We start from the raw sequence: 18,514 nt of genomic DNA on the forward strand, positions 1-18,514 counted from the left end.
TGAGATGGGCTCTTCATCAGCGGCGTGAAGCTTTGAAGTTTTGTTGCTTTTAAAGAGCACTCTTCGCTTGGTAGCCTCGCCCTCTGCGGGGCTAAGTTGTTTGTGTGAATCCTACGTGACAGGTTTTTTTTATGAGTGCGAATACCGAAGCTCAAGGAAGCGGGCGTAGCCTGGAAGTGGTAAAGTGGGCAGCGGTCGCTGTACTGCTGGTGGTTGCGATCGTCGGTAATTATTATTATCGTGATTTTAGCTTACCCCTGCGAGCGCTGGCTGTCGTACTGATTATCGCCATTGCAGGCGGTATTGCCCTGATGACAGTGAAAGGCAAATCGACCGTCGCGTTTGCCCGTGAAGCGCGTACCGAAGTACGCAAAGTGATATGGCCGACCCGCCAGGAAACGTTGCACACCACGTTAATCGTCGCCGCGGTGACCGCCGTGATGTCACTGATCCTGTGGGGACTGGATGGTATTCTGGTCCGTCTGGTATCGTTTATTACTGGCCTGAGGTTCTAAGATGTCCGAAGCTCCGAAGAAACGTTGGTACGTCGTCCAGGCGTTTTCCGGTTTTGAAGGTCGCGTATCGCAGTCTCTACGCGAACATATTAAATTGCACAATATGGAAGAGCTGTTTGGCGAAGTCATGGTGCCAACGGAAGAAGTCGTCGAAATCCGCGGCGGTCAGCGCCGCAAGAGCGAACGCAAATTCTTCCCGGGCTATGTGCTGGTACAAATGGTGATGAATGACGCCAGCTGGCATTTAGTGCGCAGCGTGCCCCGCGTGATGGGGTTTATCGGCGGCACTTCCGATCGCCCGGCGCCTATCAGCGATAAAGAAGTGGATGCGATCATGAATCGCCTCCAGCAAGTGGGTGACAAGCCGCGGCCGAAGACGCTGTTCGAACCCGGCGAACTGGTGCGCGTCAACGACGGGCCGTTTGCCGATTTCAACGGCGTGGTGGAAGAAGTCGACTACGAAAAAAGCCGCCTGAAAGTGTCGGTGTCGATTTTCGGTCGCGCCACTCCGGTCGAGCTGGACTTCGGCCAGGTTGAGAAGGGCTGATAGCCGACCCCCTATCGATAATGATTAATGCTTGCTCAAGGCGCGAAATTGAACTAGAATTTCGCGCCTTTCGTTTTTATGTGCCCACGGGCATGTAATAGCTTATACACTGGGGAGCCTTAACCGGCGCTATCACCCGCTAGAGGAAATTCAAATGGCCAAGAAAGTACAAGCCTATGTAAAACTGCAGGTTGCAGCAGGCATGGCGAATCCAAGTCCGCCGGTCGGCCCAGCGCTGGGTCAGCAGGGCGTTAACATCATGGAATTCTGTAAAGCCTTCAATGCCAAGACTGAAAGCATTGAAAAAGGTCTGCCAATCCCGGTTGTTATCACCGTTTACTCCGACCGCTCTTTCACCTTCGTTACCAAAACCCCGCCGGCTGCCGTGCTGCTCAAGAAAGCCGCAGGCGTGAAGTCTGGTTCTGGTAAGCCGAACAAAGAAAAAGTCGGTAAAGTAACGCACGCCCAGGTTCGCGAAATCGCGGAAACCAAAGCGGCGGATATGACGGGTGCCGATGTGGAAGCTATGTCCCGCTCCATTGAAGGTACTGCTCGTTCCATGGGCCTGGTAGTGGAGGATTAAGAAATGGCTAAACTGACCAAGCGCATGCGTGTAATCCGCGACAAAGTTGATTCCACTAAGCAATATGACATCAACGAAGCCGTTGCGCTGCTCAAGGAACTGGCTACCGCCAAGTTCGTTGAAAGCATCGACGTTGCCGTAAACCTCGGGATTGATGCCCGTAAGTCCGATCAAAACGTTCGTGGCGCCACCGTCCTGCCTAACGGCACCGGCCGTACCGTACGTGTAGCCGTCTTCACCCAGGGCGCCAACGTCGAAGCTGCCAAGGCAGCCGGCGCGGACCTGGTCGGTATGGATGACCTGGCCGATCAGATCAAAAAAGGCGAATTCAACTTTGACGTTGTTATCGCTTCCCCGGATGCCATGCGCGTCGTGGGCCAGCTGGGCCAGATCCTCGGGCCGCGCGGCCTGATGCCTAACCCGAAAGTGGGTACCGTTACCCCGAACGTCGCCGAAGCGGTTAAAAACGCCAAAGCCGGTCAGGTTCGTTATCGCAACGACAAAAACGGTATTATCCACACCACCATCGGTAAAGTGGACTTCGATACTGACAAATTGAGAGAAAACCTGGAATCCCTGCTGGTTGCGCTGAAAAAAGCCAAACCGACACAGGCCAAAGGCGTGTACATCAAGAAAATCAGCCTCTCCACCACCATGGGCGCAGGTCTGGCTATCGATCAAAGCGGTCTGGCAACGGTTGTTGCATAATTACCCCTTTGACTTGGGCGAAAGATTTGTCTAGAATCTAACGCCCATTGTTTCGTCATTGGCCGTTGTTTAGCCTGGACGAAAAAAAAACAAGATTTTCGGTTGGAGCTTGGCCTTATCCAAGCCTCCGTCCAAGACCGCAGGTGCATATTACCTAAACTATTTCGAGGTGCAGGAAGGCGGCAACCAAGCGATCGCCAGTGGCTTACTTACGTAAGGGGCTGGAGTGAATGCGGGCAGCCAAGGCATTCGCAGTATGAAATAGAGCGGGTAAAATGCTTAATCGTCCTGCGTAGACGGTGACAGAAGCTGAATAACATATTCGTTTGCTGGATTCTGCTCACCGTGTTTAGCCGCTTATCGCCATTGTGGCGTTAAGCTAGTGAGTGTCGGGTGCTTTTCCCCGGCTAAATCCAGGAGCACAAGCTAATGGCATTAAACCTTCAAGACAAACAAGCGATTGTTGCTGAAGTCAGCGAAGTAGCCAAAGGCGCGCTGTCTGCTGTCGTTGCGGATTCTCGCGGCGTTACAGTAGGTAAAATGACTGAACTGCGTAAAGCAGGTCGTGAAGCCGGCGTATACATGCGTGTTGTTCGCAACACCTTGCTGCGTCGCGTCGTAGAAGGCACTCCTTTCGAATGCCTGAAAGACACGTTTGTCGGTCCGACCCTGATTGCATTTTCTCACGAACATCCGGGCGCTGCCGCTCGCCTGTTCAAGGCTTTTGCCAAGGAAAATGCCAAATTTGAGGTTAAAGCAGCAGCCTTTGAAGGCGAAGTTATCACGGCGGCCAATATCGATCGCCTGGCAACTCTGCCGACTTACGATGAAGCAATCTCACGCCTGATGTCGGCCATGAAAGAAGCCTCTGCAGGCAAATTGGTCCGTACACTGGCTGCACTGCGCGATCAGAAAGAAGCGGCTTAATTGGCCAACCCTTTCGGTTGTTATTGCGAACGTATAAACACTTTCTGAATTTTAGGAACTATTGTTATGTCTATCACTAAAGAACAAATTCTGGACGCAGTTGCAGAAATGTCCGTCATGGACGTCGTTGAACTGATCTCCATGATGGAAACCAAATTCGGCGTTTCCGCTGCTACCGCTGTTGCAGCTGCTGCCGGCCCGGCTGAAGTCGTTGAAGAAAAAACCGAGTTCGACGTTGTCCTGACCGCTATCGGCGGCAACAAGGTATCGGTTATCAAAGCCGTCCGTGCTGCTACCGGCCTGGGCCTGAAAGAAGCCAAGGATCTGGTTGAATCTGCTCCGGCAACCATGAAAGAAGGCGTGAACAAAGACGACGCCGAAGCACTGAAGAAAGCCCTGGAAGAAGCTGGTGCTTCTGTTGAGGTTAAGTAAGACCTCCCAGGTTGCAGCCTGAACCTAGGCTGATGGCTGGTGACTTTTTGGTCACCAGCCTTTTTGCGCTGTAGGGCGTCAGTGGGGTTTGACACGATTTAACCACTGGCCAACCCCAATATCTTTCTCTATCGACGACTTAATATATTGCACCTCCTGTCGAGCCTCCCTGGTTTAGCAAAGTGCGACGAAATGGTTTAAGAGTGATAGAAACAGGTATTGCGGAAGGGGAATTTTCTTTCCGAACGAGAGAAATTGTGTTGCATGACCTGTCCTTCTTGGGCGGACAGAGTGGGTCACTGATCAGCGAGCTGAGGAACCCTATGGTTTACTCCTATACCGAAAAAAAACGCATTCGTAAGGATTTTGGGAAACGTCCCCAAGTGTTGGACATCCCATATCTCCTTTCCATACAGCTTGACTCGTTCCAGAAGTTTATCGAGCAAGATCCGGAAGGGCAGTACGGACTAGAAGCAGCATTCCGTTCTGTGTTCCCCATCCAAAGCTACAGCGGCAATTCGGAACTGCAATACGTCAGTTACCGTCTGGGCGAGCCTGTATTTGATGTCAAAGAGTGCCAGATTCGTGGAGTCACCTTCTCCGCACCGCTGCGTGTAAAACTGCGCCTCGTGATTTACGAGCGTGAAGCACCGGAAGGCACGGTTAAAGATATCAAGGAACAGGAAGTCTACATGGGCGAAATTCCGCTCATGACCGATAACGGGACGTTTGTTATCAACGGGACCGAGCGTGTTATCGTCTCCCAGTTGCATCGTAGCCCCGGCGTATTCTTTGACAGCGATAAGGGCAAGACGCATTCGTCCGGTAAAGTGCTGTATAACGCACGTATCATCCCTTACCGCGGTTCCTGGCTGGATTTTGAATTCGACCCCAAAGACAACCTGTTCGTACGTATCGACCGTCGGCGCAAGCTGCCCGCGACTATCGTACTGCGCGCGCTTAACTTCACCACCGCGCAGATTCTCGATACGTTCTTTGACAAAGTCATTTATGAAATTCACGACAATAAACTGCAGATGGAACTGGTTCCTGAGCGTTTACGTGGTGAAACCGCTTCGTTTGATATCGAAGCCAACGGTACCGTCTATGTCGAAAAAGGCCGCCGTATTACCGCGCGTCATATTCGCCTGCTGGAAAAAGACGGCATCGATAAAATCCAGGTACCGGTTGAGTACATTATCGGTAAAGTGGTGGTCAAGGATTACATCGACGAAAATACCGGTGAAATCATTTGTCCGGCCAATATGGAACTGACGCTGGACCTGCTGGCGAAACTGAGCCAGGCGGGACATAAGCGTATCGAAACGCTGTTTACCAACGATCTGGACCATGGCTCGTATATCTCCGAGACCCTGCGCGTCGACCCGACCAGCGATCGCCTGAGCGCGCTGGTTGAAATCTACCGCATGATGCGTCCCGGCGAGCCGCCGACCCGCGAAGCGGCTGAAAACCTGTTCGAAAACCTGTTCTTCTCGGAAGATCGTTACGATCTGTCCGCGGTTGGCCGCATGAAGTTCAACCGGTCGCTGCTGCGTGAGGAAATCGAAGGCTCGGGCATCCTGAGCAAGCTCGACATCATTGAAGTGATGAAGAAGCTTATCGACATCCGTAACGGTAAAGGCGAAGTCGATGATATCGACCACCTGGGCAACCGTCGTATCCGTTCCGTGGGCGAAATGGCGGAAAACCAATTCCGCGTCGGACTGGTGCGCGTCGAGCGTGCGGTGAAAGAACGTCTGTCCCTGGGCGATCTGGATACGCTGATGCCGCAGGATATGATCAACGCCAAGCCGATTTCGGCCGCGGTGAAGGAGTTCTTTGGTTCCAGCCAACTGTCGCAATTTATGGACCAGAACAACCCGCTGTCGGAAATTACCCATAAACGCCGTATTTCCGCGTTGGGCCCAGGCGGCCTGACCCGTGAACGCGCCGGTTTCGAAGTACGTGACGTGCATCCGACCCATTACGGCCGGGTATGTCCCATCGAAACGCCGGAAGGCCCGAACATCGGTCTGATCAACTCCCTGTCCGTCTATGCGCAGACCAATGAATATGGCTTCCTTGAGACGCCGTACCGCCGGGTGCGTGAAGATGTGGTCACCGATGAGATCCACTACCTGTCCGCGATTGAAGAAGGCAACTTCGTTATTGCCCAGGCCAATACCAATCTCGACGAAGAAGGCCATTTCGTCGATGATTTGATCACGTGCCGCAGCAAAGGCGAATCGAGCCTGTTCACCCGCGACCAGGTCGACTATATGGACGTCTCGACCCAGCAGATCGTCTCGGTGGGCGCGTCGTTGATTCCCTTCCTGGAACACGATGACGCCAACCGCGCCCTGATGGGTGCGAACATGCAACGCCAGGCCGTGCCGACCCTGCGCGCCGACAAGCCACTGGTAGGCACCGGCATGGAACGCGCCGTGGCCGTTGACTCCGGCGTAACCGCCGTGGCCAAGCGTGGCGGGACCATCCAGTATGTTGATGCGTCGCGTATCGTGATTAACGTTAACCCGGACGAAATGGTGGCCGGCGAAGCGGGTATCGATATCTACAACCTGACTAAATATACCCGTTCCAACCAGAACACCTGCATCAGCCAGATGCCGTGCGTGTCCTTGGGCGAACCGGTAGAACGCGGCGATGTGCTGGCCGATGGCCCGTCCACCGATTTGGGTGAACTGGCATTGGGCCAGAATATGCGCGTGGCGTTCATGCCGTGGAACGGCTACAACTTCGAAGACTCCATTTTGGTCTCCGAACGCGTGGTGCAGGAAGATCGCTTTACCACCATCCATATTCAGGAATTGGCCTGCGTGTCGCGCGACACCAAGCTGGGGCCTGAGGAAATCACCGCCGACATCCCGAACGTGGGTGAAGCTGCGCTTTCCAAGCTGGATGAGTCCGGTATCGTGTATATCGGTGCCGAAGTGACCGGCGGCGATATCCTGGTGGGTAAGGTTACGCCGAAGGGCGAGACCCAGCTGACTCCGGAAGAAAAACTGCTGCGCGCCATCTTCGGCGAAAAAGCCTCCGACGTGAAAGATTCGTCGCTGCGCGTGCCTAACGGCGTTTCCGGTACGGTTATCGATGTGCAGGTGTTTACCCGCGACGGCGTGGAAAAAGACAAACGCGCGCTGGAAATCGAAGAAATGCAGCTTAAGCAGGTCAAGAAAGACCTGACCGAAGAGCTGCAGATTTTTGAAGCCGGCCTGTTTGCCCGTATCCATGACGTGCTGGTTTCCGGCGGCATCGAAGACGAAAAACTGTCCAAGCTGACCCGCGAACGCTGGCTGGAACTGGGTCTGACCGATGAAGACAAGCAGAATCAGCTTGAGCAACTGGCGGAACAGTACGACGAACTGAAAACCGTGTTCGAGAAGAAGCTGGAAGCGAAACGCCGCAAGATCACCCAGGGCGATGATCTGGCGCCGGGCGTGCTGAAAATCGTTAAGGTTTACCTGGCGGTGAAACGTCAGATCCAACCAGGCGATAAGATGGCCGGCCGTCACGGTAACAAGGGTGTTATTTCCAAGATCAACCCGATCGAGGATATGCCTTACGATGAAAACGGCGTCCCCGTGGATATCGTTCTGAACCCGCTGGGCGTACCGTCGCGTATGAACATCGGCCAGATCCTGGAAACCCATTTGGGCATGGCTGCCAAAGGCATCGGCGACAAGATTAACGCCATGCTTAAACGCCAGGAAGACGTGTCCAAGCTGCGCGAGTTTATCCAGAAAGCCTACGATCTGGGTGATGATGTGCGCCAGAAAGTGGATTTGACTACCTTCACGGATGACGAAGTGTTCCGTTTGGCTGAAAACCTGAAGAAGGGCATGCCCATCGCGACACCGGTGTTTGACGGCGCCAAGGAAAAAGAAATCAAGGAACTGCTGCAGTTGGGCGGCTTGCCGACCTCCGGCCAGATCACCTTGTTTGACGGCCGTACCGGTGAACAGTTCGAACGGCAGGTTACCGTGGGTTATATGTACATGCTGAAACTCAACCATTTGGTTGATGACAAGATGCATGCCCGTTCCACCGGTTCCTACAGCCTGGTTACCCAACAGCCGTTGGGTGGTAAGGCGCAGTTCGGCGGTCAACGCTTCGGTGAGATGGAAGTGTGGGCGCTGGAAGCCTATGGCGCCGCGTACACCCTGCAGGAAATGCTGACAGTTAAGTCGGATGATGTTAACGGTCGTACCAAGATGTACAAAAACATCGTGGATGGCAATCATACGATGGAGCCAGGCATGCCGGAGTCCTTCAACGTGTTGCTGAAGGAAATCCGCTCTCTGGGCATCAACATCGAGCTGGAAGAAGAGTAATTCACCCCCTATGGCTTTCAGCCAGCGCACCTGCGGCTTGAAAGACGATGGGGGATCAGCTTGGGTGCGTTCGCACCGGTAATAAGGGCGCCTGAGCGTTTCAGGCGCCTAACAGGTCTAACTCCGACAGGAGCCAATCCGTGAAAGATTTGCTTAAGTTTCTGAAAGCACAAACCAAGACCGAAGAGTTTGATGCGATCAAAATAGCTCTGGCCTCGCCAGATATGATCCGTTCCTGGTCGTTCGGCGAAGTCAAGAAGCCGGAAACCATTAACTACCGTACGTTTAAACCTGAACGTGACGGGCTTTTCTGCGCGCGAATCTTCGGGCCGGTAAAAGATTACGAGTGCTTGTGCGGTAAGTACAAGCGCCTGAAACACCGTGGCGTTATCTGTGAAAAATGCGGCGTTGAAGTCACTCAGACCAAAGTGCGTCGCGAACGCATGGGTCATATTGAGCTGGCCTCCCCGACCGCGCATATCTGGTTCCTGAAATCGCTGCCGTCCCGTATCGGCCTGCTGCTGGATATGCCGCTGCGTGATATCGAACGCGTGCTGTACTTCGAATCCTATGTGGTGGTCGAAGGCGGCATGACCAATCTGGAGCGTCGTCAGATCCTGACTGAAGAGCAGTATCTGGACGCGCTGGAAGAGTTCGGTGATGAATTCGACGCCAAGATGGGCGCCGAAGCGATCCAGGCCTTGCTGAAAAACATGGATCTGGAAGCGGAATGCGAAACGCTGCGTGAAGAGTTGAATGAAACCAACTCCGAAACCAAACGTAAAAAGCTGACCAAGCGTATCAAGCTGCTGGAAGCCTTTGTCCAGTCCGGCAACAAGCCGGAGTGGATGATCCTGACGGTGCTGCCGGTACTGCCGCCAGACCTGCGTCCGCTGGTGCCGTTGGACGGCGGTCGTTTCGCGACCTCCGATCTGAACGATTTGTACCGCCGCGTGATCAACCGTAACAACCGTTTGAAACGTCTACTGGATCTGGCCGCGCCGGATATCATCGTGCGTAATGAAAAACGCATGCTGCAGGAAGCGGTGGATGCGCTGTTGGATAACGGCCGTCGCGGCCGGGCCATTACCGGCTCCAACAAGCGTCCGCTGAAATCCCTGGCCGACATGATCAAGGGCAAGCAGGGTCGTTTCCGTCAGAACCTGCTCGGCAAGCGCGTGGACTACTCCGGTCGTTCCGTGATTACCGTAGGCCCGTACCTGCGTCTGCATCAGTGCGGCCTGCCGAAAAAAATGGCGCTCGAACTGTTCAAACCCTTCATTTACGGCAAGCTGGAACTGCGTGGCCTCGCGACCACCATCAAAGCAGCCAAGAAAATGGTTGAACGTGAGGAAGCCGTTGTTTGGGATATCCTGGATGAAGTCATCCGCGAACACCCGGTACTGCTGAACCGTGCGCCAACCCTGCACCGTTTGGGTATCCAGGCGTTTGAACCGGTACTGATTGAAGGTAAGGCCATCCAGCTGCACCCGTTGGTTTGCGCGGCATACAATGCCGACTTCGACGGTGACCAGATGGCCGTGCACGTGCCGCTGACGCTGGAAGCACAGCTCGAAGCGCGCGCGCTGATGATGTCCACCAATAACATCCTGTCGCCGGCCAACGGCGAGCCTATCATCGTTCCGTCCCAGGACGTGGTATTGGGTCTGTATTACATGACCCGCGACCGTGTGAACGGTAAAGGCGAAGGCATGGTATTGACCGGGCCGAAGGAAGCCGAACGCATCTATCGCGGCGGCATTGCCGAGCTGCATGCGCGCGTTAAGGTGCGTATCACCGAGCATGCCAAGAACGAAGAAGGCGAATGGGTAGAGAACACCCACATCGTGGATACGACCGTCGGTCGCGCCATTCTGTGGATGATCGTGCCCAAGGGCCTGCCGTTTGCGCTGGTTAACCAGGCGCTGGGTAAAAAAGCCATCTCCAAGATGCTTAATACCTGTTACCGCGTGCTGGGCCTGAAGCCGACCGTTATCTTTGCCGACCAGATCATGTATACCGGTTTTGCCTACGCCGCCCGTTCGGGCTCGTCGGTAGGTATCGACGATATGGTTATCCCGGATAAGAAAGCGGGCATCATTGAAGAAGCCGAAGCCGAAGTGGCCGAAATCCAGGAGCAGTTCCAGTCTGGTTTGGTGACCGCGGGCGAACGCTACAACAAGGTGATCGATATCTGGGCCGCGGCCAACGAACGCGTTGCCAAGGCGATGATGGACAACCTGTCCACCGAAGCGGTGATTAACCGTGACGGCGTGGAAGAGCGCCAGGTTTCCTTCAACAGCATCTTTATGATGGCCGACTCCGGCGCCCGTGGTTCGGCGGCGCAGATTCGCCAGCTGGCGGGTATGCGTGGCCTGATGGCCAAGCCTGACGGCTCCATCATCGAAACGCCGATCACCGCGAACTTCCGTGAAGGCCTGAACGTGCTTCAGTACTTCATCTCGACCCATGGTGCTCGTAAAGGCTTGGCGGATACCGCGTTGAAGACCGCGAACTCCGGTTACCTGACCCGTCGCCTGGTCGACGTGGCGCAGGATCTGGTGGTGACCGAAGACGATTGCGGTACGCATGCCGGCGTGACCATGACCCCGGTCATCGAGGGTGGTGACGTTAAGGAACCGCTGCGTGAACGTGTATTGGGCCGTGTTACGGCTGAAGACGTTCTCAAGCCGGGTACCGCCGACATTCTGATGCCGCGCAATACGCTGCTGAACGAACAATGGTGTGACATCCTGGAAGAAAATTCCGTGGATATCATCAAGGTGCGTTCGGTCGTCACCTGCGAAACCGACTTCGGCGTGTGCGCGAACTGCTACGGCCGCGATCTGGCCCGCGGGCATCTGGTCAACAAAGGTGAGGCTATCGGCGTTATCGCCGCGCAGTCCATCGGCGAACCGGGCACCCAGCTGACCATGCGTACGTTCCATATCGGTGGCGCCGCCTCGCGTAACGCCGCCGAATCCAGCATTCAGGTGAAAAACAAGGGTACCATCCGCTTGAACAACGCCAAGTTCGTTGTCAATGGCGTGGGTAAACTGGTTATCACGTCGCGTAATACCGAACTGAAGCTGATCGACGAATTCGGCCGTACCAAGGAAAGCTATAAAGTGCCTTACGGTGCTGTTATGGCCAAGGGCGACGGTTCCGAAGTCCTGGGCGGCGAAACGGTTGCCAACTGGGATCCGCATACCATGCCTGTGATCACCGAAGTGAGCGGCTTTATGCGCTTCACCGACATGATCGACGGCCAGACCATTACCCGCCAGACCGACGAACTTACCGGTTTGTCTTCTATTGTGGTATTGGATACGGCGGAACGTACCGGTGGCGGTAAAGACCTGCGCCCGGCGCTGAAAATCGTCGATGCCAATGGCAATGACGTGCTGATCCCCGGTACCGATATGCCGGCGCAGTACTTCCTGCCGGGTAAAACCATCGTCCAGCTGGAAGATGGCTTGGCTATCACCGGCGGCGACACCCTGGCGCGTTTGCCGCAGGAATCGAGCGGTACCAAGGATATCACCGGTGGTCTGCCGCGTGTAGCCGACCTGTTCGAAGCCCGTCGTCCGAAAGAGCCGGCCATCCTGGCTGAAATCAGCGGTATTGTTTCTTTCGGTAAAGAAACCAAGGGCAAACGTCGCCTGGTCATTTCGCCGATCGATGGCAGCGATGCCTACGAGGAGATGATACCGAAATGGCGCCAGCTCAACGTGTTCGAAGGCGAACGCGTGGAACGCGGCGACGTGATTTCCGACGGACCGGAATCACCGCATGACATCCTGCGTCTGCGTGGTGTCCATGCCGTGACCCGTTACATCGTCAACGAAGTCCAGGATGTTTACCGTCTGCAGGGCGTTAAGATTAACGATAAACATATCGAAGTTATCGTTCGTCAGATGCTGCGCAAAGCAACCATCGTTAACGCCGGCGGCACCGACTTCCTGGAAGGCGAACAGGCTGAATACTCACGCGTCAAGATTGCCAACCGCCAGCTGGATGCGGACGGCAAGATTGAAATGACGTTTAGCCGCGATCTGCTGGGTATCACTAAAGCCTCGTTGGCCACGGAGTCCTTTATCTCCGCGGCCTCGTTCCAAGAGACAACGCGCGTGCTTACCGAAGCCGCCGTTGCCGGGAAACGCGATGAACTGCGCGGCCTGAAGGAAAACGTCATCGTCGGCCGGCTGATCCCAGCCGGTACCGGCTATGCCTACCATCAGGATCGCGCGCGCCGTCGCGCCTTGGGCGAAGTGCCGGTAGTACCGTCGGTCACCGCTGATGAAGCGTCCGCCAACATGGCGGAACTGCTTAACGCCGGTCTGGGTGGCAATAACGATAAATAATCGTTAATCCGTCCCCCTGACGTCCTATAAAACCGCCCTGACCGGGCGGTTTTTTTTTGCCTGGGTTTGAGTCATAGATTGAAGTTGTTGGTATGAATTATATTAATGGTGACTAACTTAAATAGTGTTCTCTTTCAGAATACGAGTTTCTGGTAATTTAAATATCCGCCTTAATAATTCCCCTGAAATACATCATAATCTCATCAAGATGTTTTTATTTTTCCTGCAGATAATGTAATTCAAATAATTAATTTTCCAAAAAATATTAAGCTGTATTAACGATATAAGATAAGGGGAATTATGCATTGTTATTATAAATAAATTAAAAAGGAATTAGTGAAGCCATATCTGAATAATCACTATCCATGTAATAGCGCGCCCTGACGATTAATAGGAAAAATTCATGCCAGGAAAGCCCTCATACCCTATATCCGATCCTAAGAAATGTTCAGTCACCCGTACACCCGCCGACAACCGGCGTTTCCCATTATGGCGGCCCGTCGCCTGGGTGGCCATTGCCGCGCAGGCCGTGTTCCCACTCAGTATAGCATCTGCTCCAGCGACAGCCTTAGGACAACCGGAGTCCGCCGCGGTGGAGAATAAGATTGCCGTCCATGCGCTGTCGGCGGGGAATATGCTGTCAGAACAACCAAGCGATAAAGCGGCGCTCAATATGGCGCGTTCGGCGCTGGTAAGCGGGGCGGGCCATTATGCCAAAGACTGGTTTGATCAATTCGGCACCGTGCGGTTACAGCTCAATCTCAATGAGCGATTCAAACTGGACAATAGCGCGCTCGATCTCTTGGTGCCGTTATATGAAAACCAGGATGCTATGGTATTCATCCAAGGGGGCATACGCAATAACGATCACCGTAATACCGGTAATATCGGCGGCGGCGTGCGGACTTTTTACGGCGATTGGATGTACGGAGTGAATACTTTTTATGATAATGACTTTACCGGAAGAAATCGCCGGGCCGGGATCGGCGCGGAAGCCTGGACCCATTACCTGAAATTATCGGCCAACAGCTATTTTCGCTTGAGCAGTTGGCGCCAATCGCGGGATTTCGCGGATTATAACGAACGACCGGCCAATGGTTATGACCTGCGTGCCGAGGCTTTTCTGCCGTCGCATCCGCAATTGGGCGGCAAGCTGATGTATGAAAGCTATCGCGGCGACGAGGTGGCGTTATTTGGCAAAAACAATCGGCAAAGGGATCCCTATGCGTTTACCTTGGGGCTTAATTATACGCCGTTTCCGCTATTGACCCTAGGCGGTGAGCATCGCCAGGGTAAGAGCGGGCAGCATGATTCCCGTATCAACCTGCAAATCAATTACCGCCTGGGGGATTCGTGGCTTGACCAGGTGGACCCATCCGCCGTTGCGGCCGGGCGAACCCTGGCAGGTAGCCGTTATGATCTGGTGGAGCGCAATAATCATATCGTGCTGGACTATCAAAAGCAGGATGCTATCCGCCTGCTGATGCCGGAGCGATTGAACGGGAATTCCGGCCAACAGCTCACCATCACCGCCCAGGTTACCGCTACCCATGCCCTGGACCGCGTGGAGTGGAATGCTGCGGAATTGATCGCCGCCGGCGGTTCCATCACGCAATCGGCGCCCCATATCCTGGCGGTGACCCTGCCGTCCTATCTGCCCGCCGGCACGACAAATCGTTATACCATTGGTGCAACGGCCCATGATAAAAAAGGCAACGCTTCAAGCCCCGCCTATACCCAGCTTACGGTGACCGGTCTGGGCATCAGCCTGGCGTCGACGTCCACGACGGCAACGCCGGACAGGTTACCGGCGGATGGTGTTTCAACCAGCCTGCTATCAATCAGTCTTAGGGATGAAAGCCATCAGCCGTTGAGTGGAATGGCGGAGGCGCTGACGTTGGATATTACATTTGAACGCGGGGACGGCCAGGCTTTCGCCGCGGCAAGCGCCGGCGTAACCGGCGCCGCGCCGGTGGTGGGTGATATCAGTGAAACCGCCGCCGGCGTCTATTCGGCCACCCTGGCCGCCGGCAGCGATACCGGACGGACAGTCATTACGCCGATGATTCACGGACAAGCGTTGCAGCCAATCAGCGTTGTCTTGCTGTCGTTGGATCTGGATCATAGCCGATCGGGGCTTGATATCAGTCGCGACAATATTCTTGCCGACGGCGCCGAACAGGCGACGGTCGTCTTCAGCGCCAGGGATGGCGCCGGCAATGCCCTCACCGGCCTCGGTCCGCGCTTAGTGTTTGCTATGACGGCGTTAGAGGGCGCCGTTTTGACCGAGATAGAGGAAGATAACGGTAGCTATAGCAGCGCTTTAAAGGGCACTCAACCGGGGACGGTGACCATTACGCCGGTTGTGGACGGCGTGAAGAGGGACGCCTTGGCGAAAACCGTCAGCCTGCGCGCGGCCCAGGCATACGAAGGCCACTCTGATTTCAGCGTGGGCGAAGATACGCTTACGGTGGGCGATGCCTTCACTGTCTTGCGCTTTATCGCCAAGGACAAGGACGGCAAGCTTGTCACGGCGCTGGGCGAGCGTTTGAAATTTATCGCTTTGCCGTCAGCGGGGATCTCGATTTCAGACATGGTGGAAACCGACGGGCATTATACCGCCCGGCTGAGCGGTATCGTGGCGGGCAGTATCGATATCGCGCCGTCAATCGACGGCCGGCAATTAAGCAACTTGGTGAAAGTGATAACCTTGACGCCAGGCCCGTTCAGCGAGCTTCATTCCGTATTCAGCATCAGCGGGGACCCGCTTAAAGCCAATGATGAAGATAGCGTAGAGCTTAAGCTGATACCGCGGGATGAATATGGCAACCTGACCAAAACAGTAGGCAATATTGATTTTCATCCTTCATCGTTAACGGGTTTCAGACAAGAAAATGCGCGGTTTGATGGTGAGGGGGCCTATGTCGCCCGATTGTTCGGCTCCGTACCGGGACACTATACGATAACGCCGTCGGTTGGAGGCGATCGCATGGCGAGCCTGAGTAAGCCCATCACCCTGATCGCCGTGGCGGTGGATGCAGCCGAATCCGCCTTTGCAATCGATAAGGATACGCTGACGGCGGATAACACCGAGACCGCTACGCTGACCTTTAGCGCCAGGGATACGAGCGGCCGGGCAGTAGCCGGATTGGGCGCCCGGCTTGCTTTCAGCGTTTCGCCGGGAGATAACGTGACCCTCTCGCCTCTTAGCGAGAGTGATGGCACGTATACCGCCACCGTGCGGGGTACTAAACCCGGCATAGTCAGGGTCGCGCCCAAAGTGGACGGCGTCGAAATCAGCGAAATGGTAAAAGAGCTGAATTTCACTCCTGATAGCATTGAGTTAAAAGTCACAGTGGACAAGGCGCAGGCGCAAGCCGGCGAGCAGATTATGTTGACGGTGGACGCGACCTTGGGAGACGGTTCGCCGGCAGGCGATGTGCTCATCAATATCCATTCCCTTGGCGCCGTCAATCGGCAAAACAGGTCGGAAAGTGCCACGCTGTTGATTAACGATGCGCCAAAATATGAAGGCAGAGTGGTGACGGCGACGGGTAAAATCAGCATTCCGTTAACCGACCCTGTGGGGAAGGGGGTTAAAACCACTATTGAGGTTGTCGCACCCGGGGGGAAAAGTGTGACGCAAGACGTTATCTTTACCGTAGCCACCAGCCCGAACGTTCCGGCCGCCAATTATTATGGTCATATGGTAGAGTCCATCGGCGGTATCCAGCGCCCCAGGCTTACCTCAGAACTCACCGGCGGCTACAGCGAGAGTTTTAATCATGAAAATTGGGCAGTGGCGAGTTATTCACTGGCAAGCTCACACTGTAGATTGCCGTCCTTTGCTTCTCTGCAGGCAGCCTATAGCACAATGCGCACGAGTGGATGGCCCTTATCCCCCGGCGGCTTTATTTGGTCTGGTACGGCATCCCCAATTGTTTTAGCCGGCCCGGCCGTCGAAGCTCTCAACAAACAGAACGGACTGAAATTGCTCATGGGGATATCAGGCGAGAACGCGGGATTTGTGGTGTGCGCCGATTAAAAATGTTCCGCTGCCCGGAGTAATCTAGGCTGGCGCTGATTAAGGCATACTTATCGGCGGGACTGATGATTGTCCCGCCGATAAATCAGATTAAAATCCTCGAAGTGCTCATCATCGTTTATTTAACCAGCGTCGGCGACCTGCCCAGATAATTGTCCCAATCCTTCCATACCGGTTGCAACCCGGCCTTTGTTACCATCCGCGCCACGGCCTGCGGCGAGCGGTTATCATGCGGCTCGAACTGCTCCAGCTCCGGCCGGCCGCCGGCATAACCGCCCGGTTGGGTCTTGGACCCGGCGCTGAGGCTGTTCACCATGATGGGCACCGCGTGATCGCGAAACCAGGGCGATTCCCGGGTGGACAACGACAGCTCTACGTCAGGGGCCAATAACCGGAAGGCGCACATCACTTGCAACAGCTGTGATTCATTCATCAGGGACGCAGGCGTAATGCCTCCGGCGCAGGGGCGCAGGCGCGGGAACGAAAGCGAATAGCGGCTTTGCCAGTAGGTCTTTTGCAGATACAGCAAATGCTCGGCCACCATATAGCAGTCTGTGCGCCAGTTATCCGACAATCCTATCAGCGCCCCCAGGCCAATCTTGTCGATTCCGGCCCGCGCCAGCCGATCCGGCGTTTCCAGCCGCCAGGCAAAATCCATTTTTTGCCCGCGCAGATGATGTTTTTGATAGGTTGGCTCATGGTAGGTTTCCTGATAAACCATCACCCCATCCAGGCCGAGGGTTTTCAACTCGGCGTAATCTTCCTGGGATAATGGCTGTACTTCCATCATCAGCGCGCTGAAATACCGGCGGATCAACGGCACGTAACGGCGGAAATAGTCCATGCCCACCTTGGTCTTATGCTCGCCGGTGACCAGCAGCAGATTATCAAAACCCATCGCCCGGATGGCCTCGCATTCCTGGATGATTTCCTGCTCATCCAGCGTCTTGCGTTTCAGGTGATTGCTCATGGAAAAACCGCAATAGGTACAATCATTGGCGCACAGGTTGGAAAGATAGAGCGGCAGATAAAACCCCACCACATTGCCGAAACGCTGGCGGGTCAGTTGCTGGGCACGCTGCGCCATGGGTTCAAGATAAGGCAGCGCCGCCGGTGACAGCAGCGCCATGAAATCCTGCCGGTCCAGGCGCGGGGCATTCAGCGCCCGCTCCACGTCGCGCGCGGTCTTGGCGTGGATTTGCAGTCCGGCGTCGTCCCAGCCGAGCCGGCGCCAGTGGTCAAGAAAAGATGTCATCAGGCCGCCCCCTCTTCCTGGGGATGGCGCAAAAATCCGGTTAGCGGGCTGGTGGCGCTGGCCTGGGTTAGCGTGGCGGCAAGCCCGGCCTCGCGCGCCAGGGCGCCGGCTTCCAGCGCCAGCCTGAACGCGCCGGCCATGGCCACCGGGTTGCGGGCCACGGCGATGGCGGTATTGACCAGTACCGCGTCGGCGCCCATTTCCAGCGCTTCCAGGGCCTGGCTGGGGGCGCCGATACCGGCGTCCACCACCACCGGCACGCCCGACTGTTCAATGATAATGCGCAGGAAATCGCGGGTGATCAAACCCTGATTGGAGCCGATCGGCGAACCTAGCGGCATCACCGCCGCACAGCCGGCCTCCTCCAGACGGCGGCATAATACCGGATCCGCGCCGCAGTAGGGCAAGACCACAAAACCTTCGCGCACCAGCTGTTCGGCCGCTTTCAACGTTTCGACCGCATCGGGCAGCAGGTATTTCATATCCGGATGGATTTCCAGTTTTATCCAGCGGGTGCCCAGCGCCTCGCGCGCCAGGCGGGCGGCGAACACCGCCTCCTCGGCGGTTTTTGCGCCTGAGGTATTGGGCAGTAACTTTACCCCTGCCTGGCGCAGGGCGGGCAGGATGGCGTCATTACCGCCGCGCAGGTCCACCCGGCGCATCGCCAGGGTGACCAATTGGCTGCCGGACGCGGCGATGGCTTGCCGCATTAATTCCGCGGTGGCGAATTTACCGGTGCCGGTAAACAACCGGGACGTAAAAGTGGTATCGGCAATGGTTAACATG

The 18,514-nt window shown here is 55.4% G+C and carries 11 protein-coding genes; 9 read left to right on the forward strand and 2 right to left on the reverse strand.

Annotated features, from left to right (window positions below):
• Positions 1 to 131 precede the first annotated feature (131 nt).
• The 9 genes from secE to ACL2XQ_RS00135 all read left to right on the forward strand — a co-directional run bounded on the left by secE (position 132) and on the right by ACL2XQ_RS00135 (position 16,473).
• Positions 132 to 515 (forward strand): preprotein translocase subunit SecE, encoded by a 384-nt coding sequence (secE, locus tag ACL2XQ_RS00095; RefSeq protein ID WP_410012672.1) that lies wholly within the window; start codon positions 132 to 134, stop codon positions 513 to 515.
• Position 516: 1 nt separating this feature from the next.
• Positions 517 to 1,062, forward strand: a complete 546-nt coding sequence (nusG, locus tag ACL2XQ_RS00100; RefSeq protein ID WP_410012671.1) for a transcription termination/antitermination protein NusG — start codon at positions 517 to 519, stop codon at positions 1,060 to 1,062.
• Between the two features lie 154 nt (positions 1,063 to 1,216).
• Complete coding sequence (gene rplK / locus ACL2XQ_RS00105; protein ID WP_162368658.1) at positions 1,217 to 1,645, forward strand: 50S ribosomal protein L11; 429 nt, start codon at positions 1,217 to 1,219, stop codon at positions 1,643 to 1,645.
• 3 nt (positions 1,646 to 1,648) lie between these two features.
• Positions 1,649 to 2,353: a 50S ribosomal protein L1 gene (rplA, locus tag ACL2XQ_RS00110; protein WP_162368657.1), complete on the forward strand. Its 705-nt coding sequence runs from the start codon at positions 1,649 to 1,651 to the stop codon at positions 2,351 to 2,353.
• A gap of 429 nt (positions 2,354 to 2,782) precedes the next feature.
• Positions 2,783 to 3,280, forward strand: a complete 498-nt coding sequence (gene rplJ / locus ACL2XQ_RS00115; protein ID WP_162368656.1) for a 50S ribosomal protein L10 — start codon at positions 2,783 to 2,785, stop codon at positions 3,278 to 3,280.
• 66 nt (positions 3,281 to 3,346) lie between these two features.
• Entirely contained in the window at positions 3,347 to 3,712 is a 366-nt protein-coding gene (rplL, locus tag ACL2XQ_RS00120) for a 50S ribosomal protein L7/L12 (RefSeq protein ID WP_410012670.1), read from the forward strand.
• A 323-nt stretch (positions 3,713 to 4,035) separates the two neighbouring features.
• Complete coding sequence (gene rpoB / locus ACL2XQ_RS00125; protein WP_410012669.1) at positions 4,036 to 8,064, forward strand: DNA-directed RNA polymerase subunit beta; 4,029 nt, start codon at positions 4,036 to 4,038, stop codon at positions 8,062 to 8,064.
• Between the two features lie 140 nt (positions 8,065 to 8,204).
• Positions 8,205 to 12,428, forward strand: coding sequence for a DNA-directed RNA polymerase subunit beta' (gene rpoC, locus ACL2XQ_RS00130; protein WP_410012668.1), 4,224 nt, complete (start codon positions 8,205 to 8,207; stop codon positions 12,426 to 12,428).
• Between the two features lie 592 nt (positions 12,429 to 13,020).
• On the forward strand, positions 13,021 to 16,473 hold the full coding sequence (locus ACL2XQ_RS00135; protein WP_413739908.1) for an inverse autotransporter beta domain-containing protein: 3,453 nt from the start codon (positions 13,021 to 13,023) through the stop codon (positions 16,471 to 16,473).
• Between the two features lie 118 nt (positions 16,474 to 16,591).
• Here ACL2XQ_RS00135 and thiH read toward each other — a convergent pair whose 3' ends face one another.
• Both thiH and ACL2XQ_RS00145 read right to left on the reverse strand, forming a co-directional pair.
• Positions 16,592 to 17,728, reverse strand: coding sequence for a 2-iminoacetate synthase ThiH (gene thiH, locus ACL2XQ_RS00140; RefSeq protein WP_410012666.1), 1,137 nt, complete (start codon positions 17,726 to 17,728; stop codon positions 16,592 to 16,594).
• Entirely contained in the window at positions 17,728 to 18,513 is a 786-nt protein-coding gene (locus tag ACL2XQ_RS00145; protein ID WP_410012665.1) for a thiazole synthase, read from the reverse strand. Before ACL2XQ_RS00145 ends, thiH begins: the two co-directional genes overlap by 1 nt.
• Between the last annotated feature and the right edge of the window lies 1 nt (position 18,514).

The organism is Sodalis sp. RH14 (genome assembly GCF_047324285.1).
Taxonomy (GTDB): Bacteria; Pseudomonadota; Gammaproteobacteria; order Enterobacterales; family Enterobacteriaceae; genus Acerihabitans.

Coding starts and splice junctions, on each gene's coding strand:
- rpoB (WP_410012669.1), top strand. CDS start 4,036: ATGGTTTACTCCTATACCGAAAAAAAACGCATTCGTAAGGATTTTGGG.
- rplA (WP_162368657.1), top strand. CDS start 1,649: ATGGCTAAACTGACCAAGCGCATGCGTGTAATCCGCGACAAAGTTGAT.
- rplL (WP_410012670.1), top strand. CDS start 3,347: ATGTCTATCACTAAAGAACAAATTCTGGACGCAGTTGCAGAAATGTCC.
- nusG (WP_410012671.1), top strand. CDS start 517: ATGTCCGAAGCTCCGAAGAAACGTTGGTACGTCGTCCAGGCGTTTTCC.
- rplJ (WP_162368656.1), top strand. CDS start 2,783: ATGGCATTAAACCTTCAAGACAAACAAGCGATTGTTGCTGAAGTCAGC.
- rplK (WP_162368658.1), top strand. CDS start 1,217: ATGGCCAAGAAAGTACAAGCCTATGTAAAACTGCAGGTTGCAGCAGGC.
- thiH (WP_410012666.1), bottom strand. CDS start 17,728: ATGACATCTTTTCTTGACCACTGGCGCCGGCTCGGCTGGGACGACGCC.
- secE (WP_410012672.1), top strand. CDS start 132: ATGAGTGCGAATACCGAAGCTCAAGGAAGCGGGCGTAGCCTGGAAGTG.
- ACL2XQ_RS00145 (WP_410012665.1), bottom strand. CDS start 18,513: ATGTTAACCATTGCCGATACCACTTTTACGTCCCGGTTGTTTACCGGC.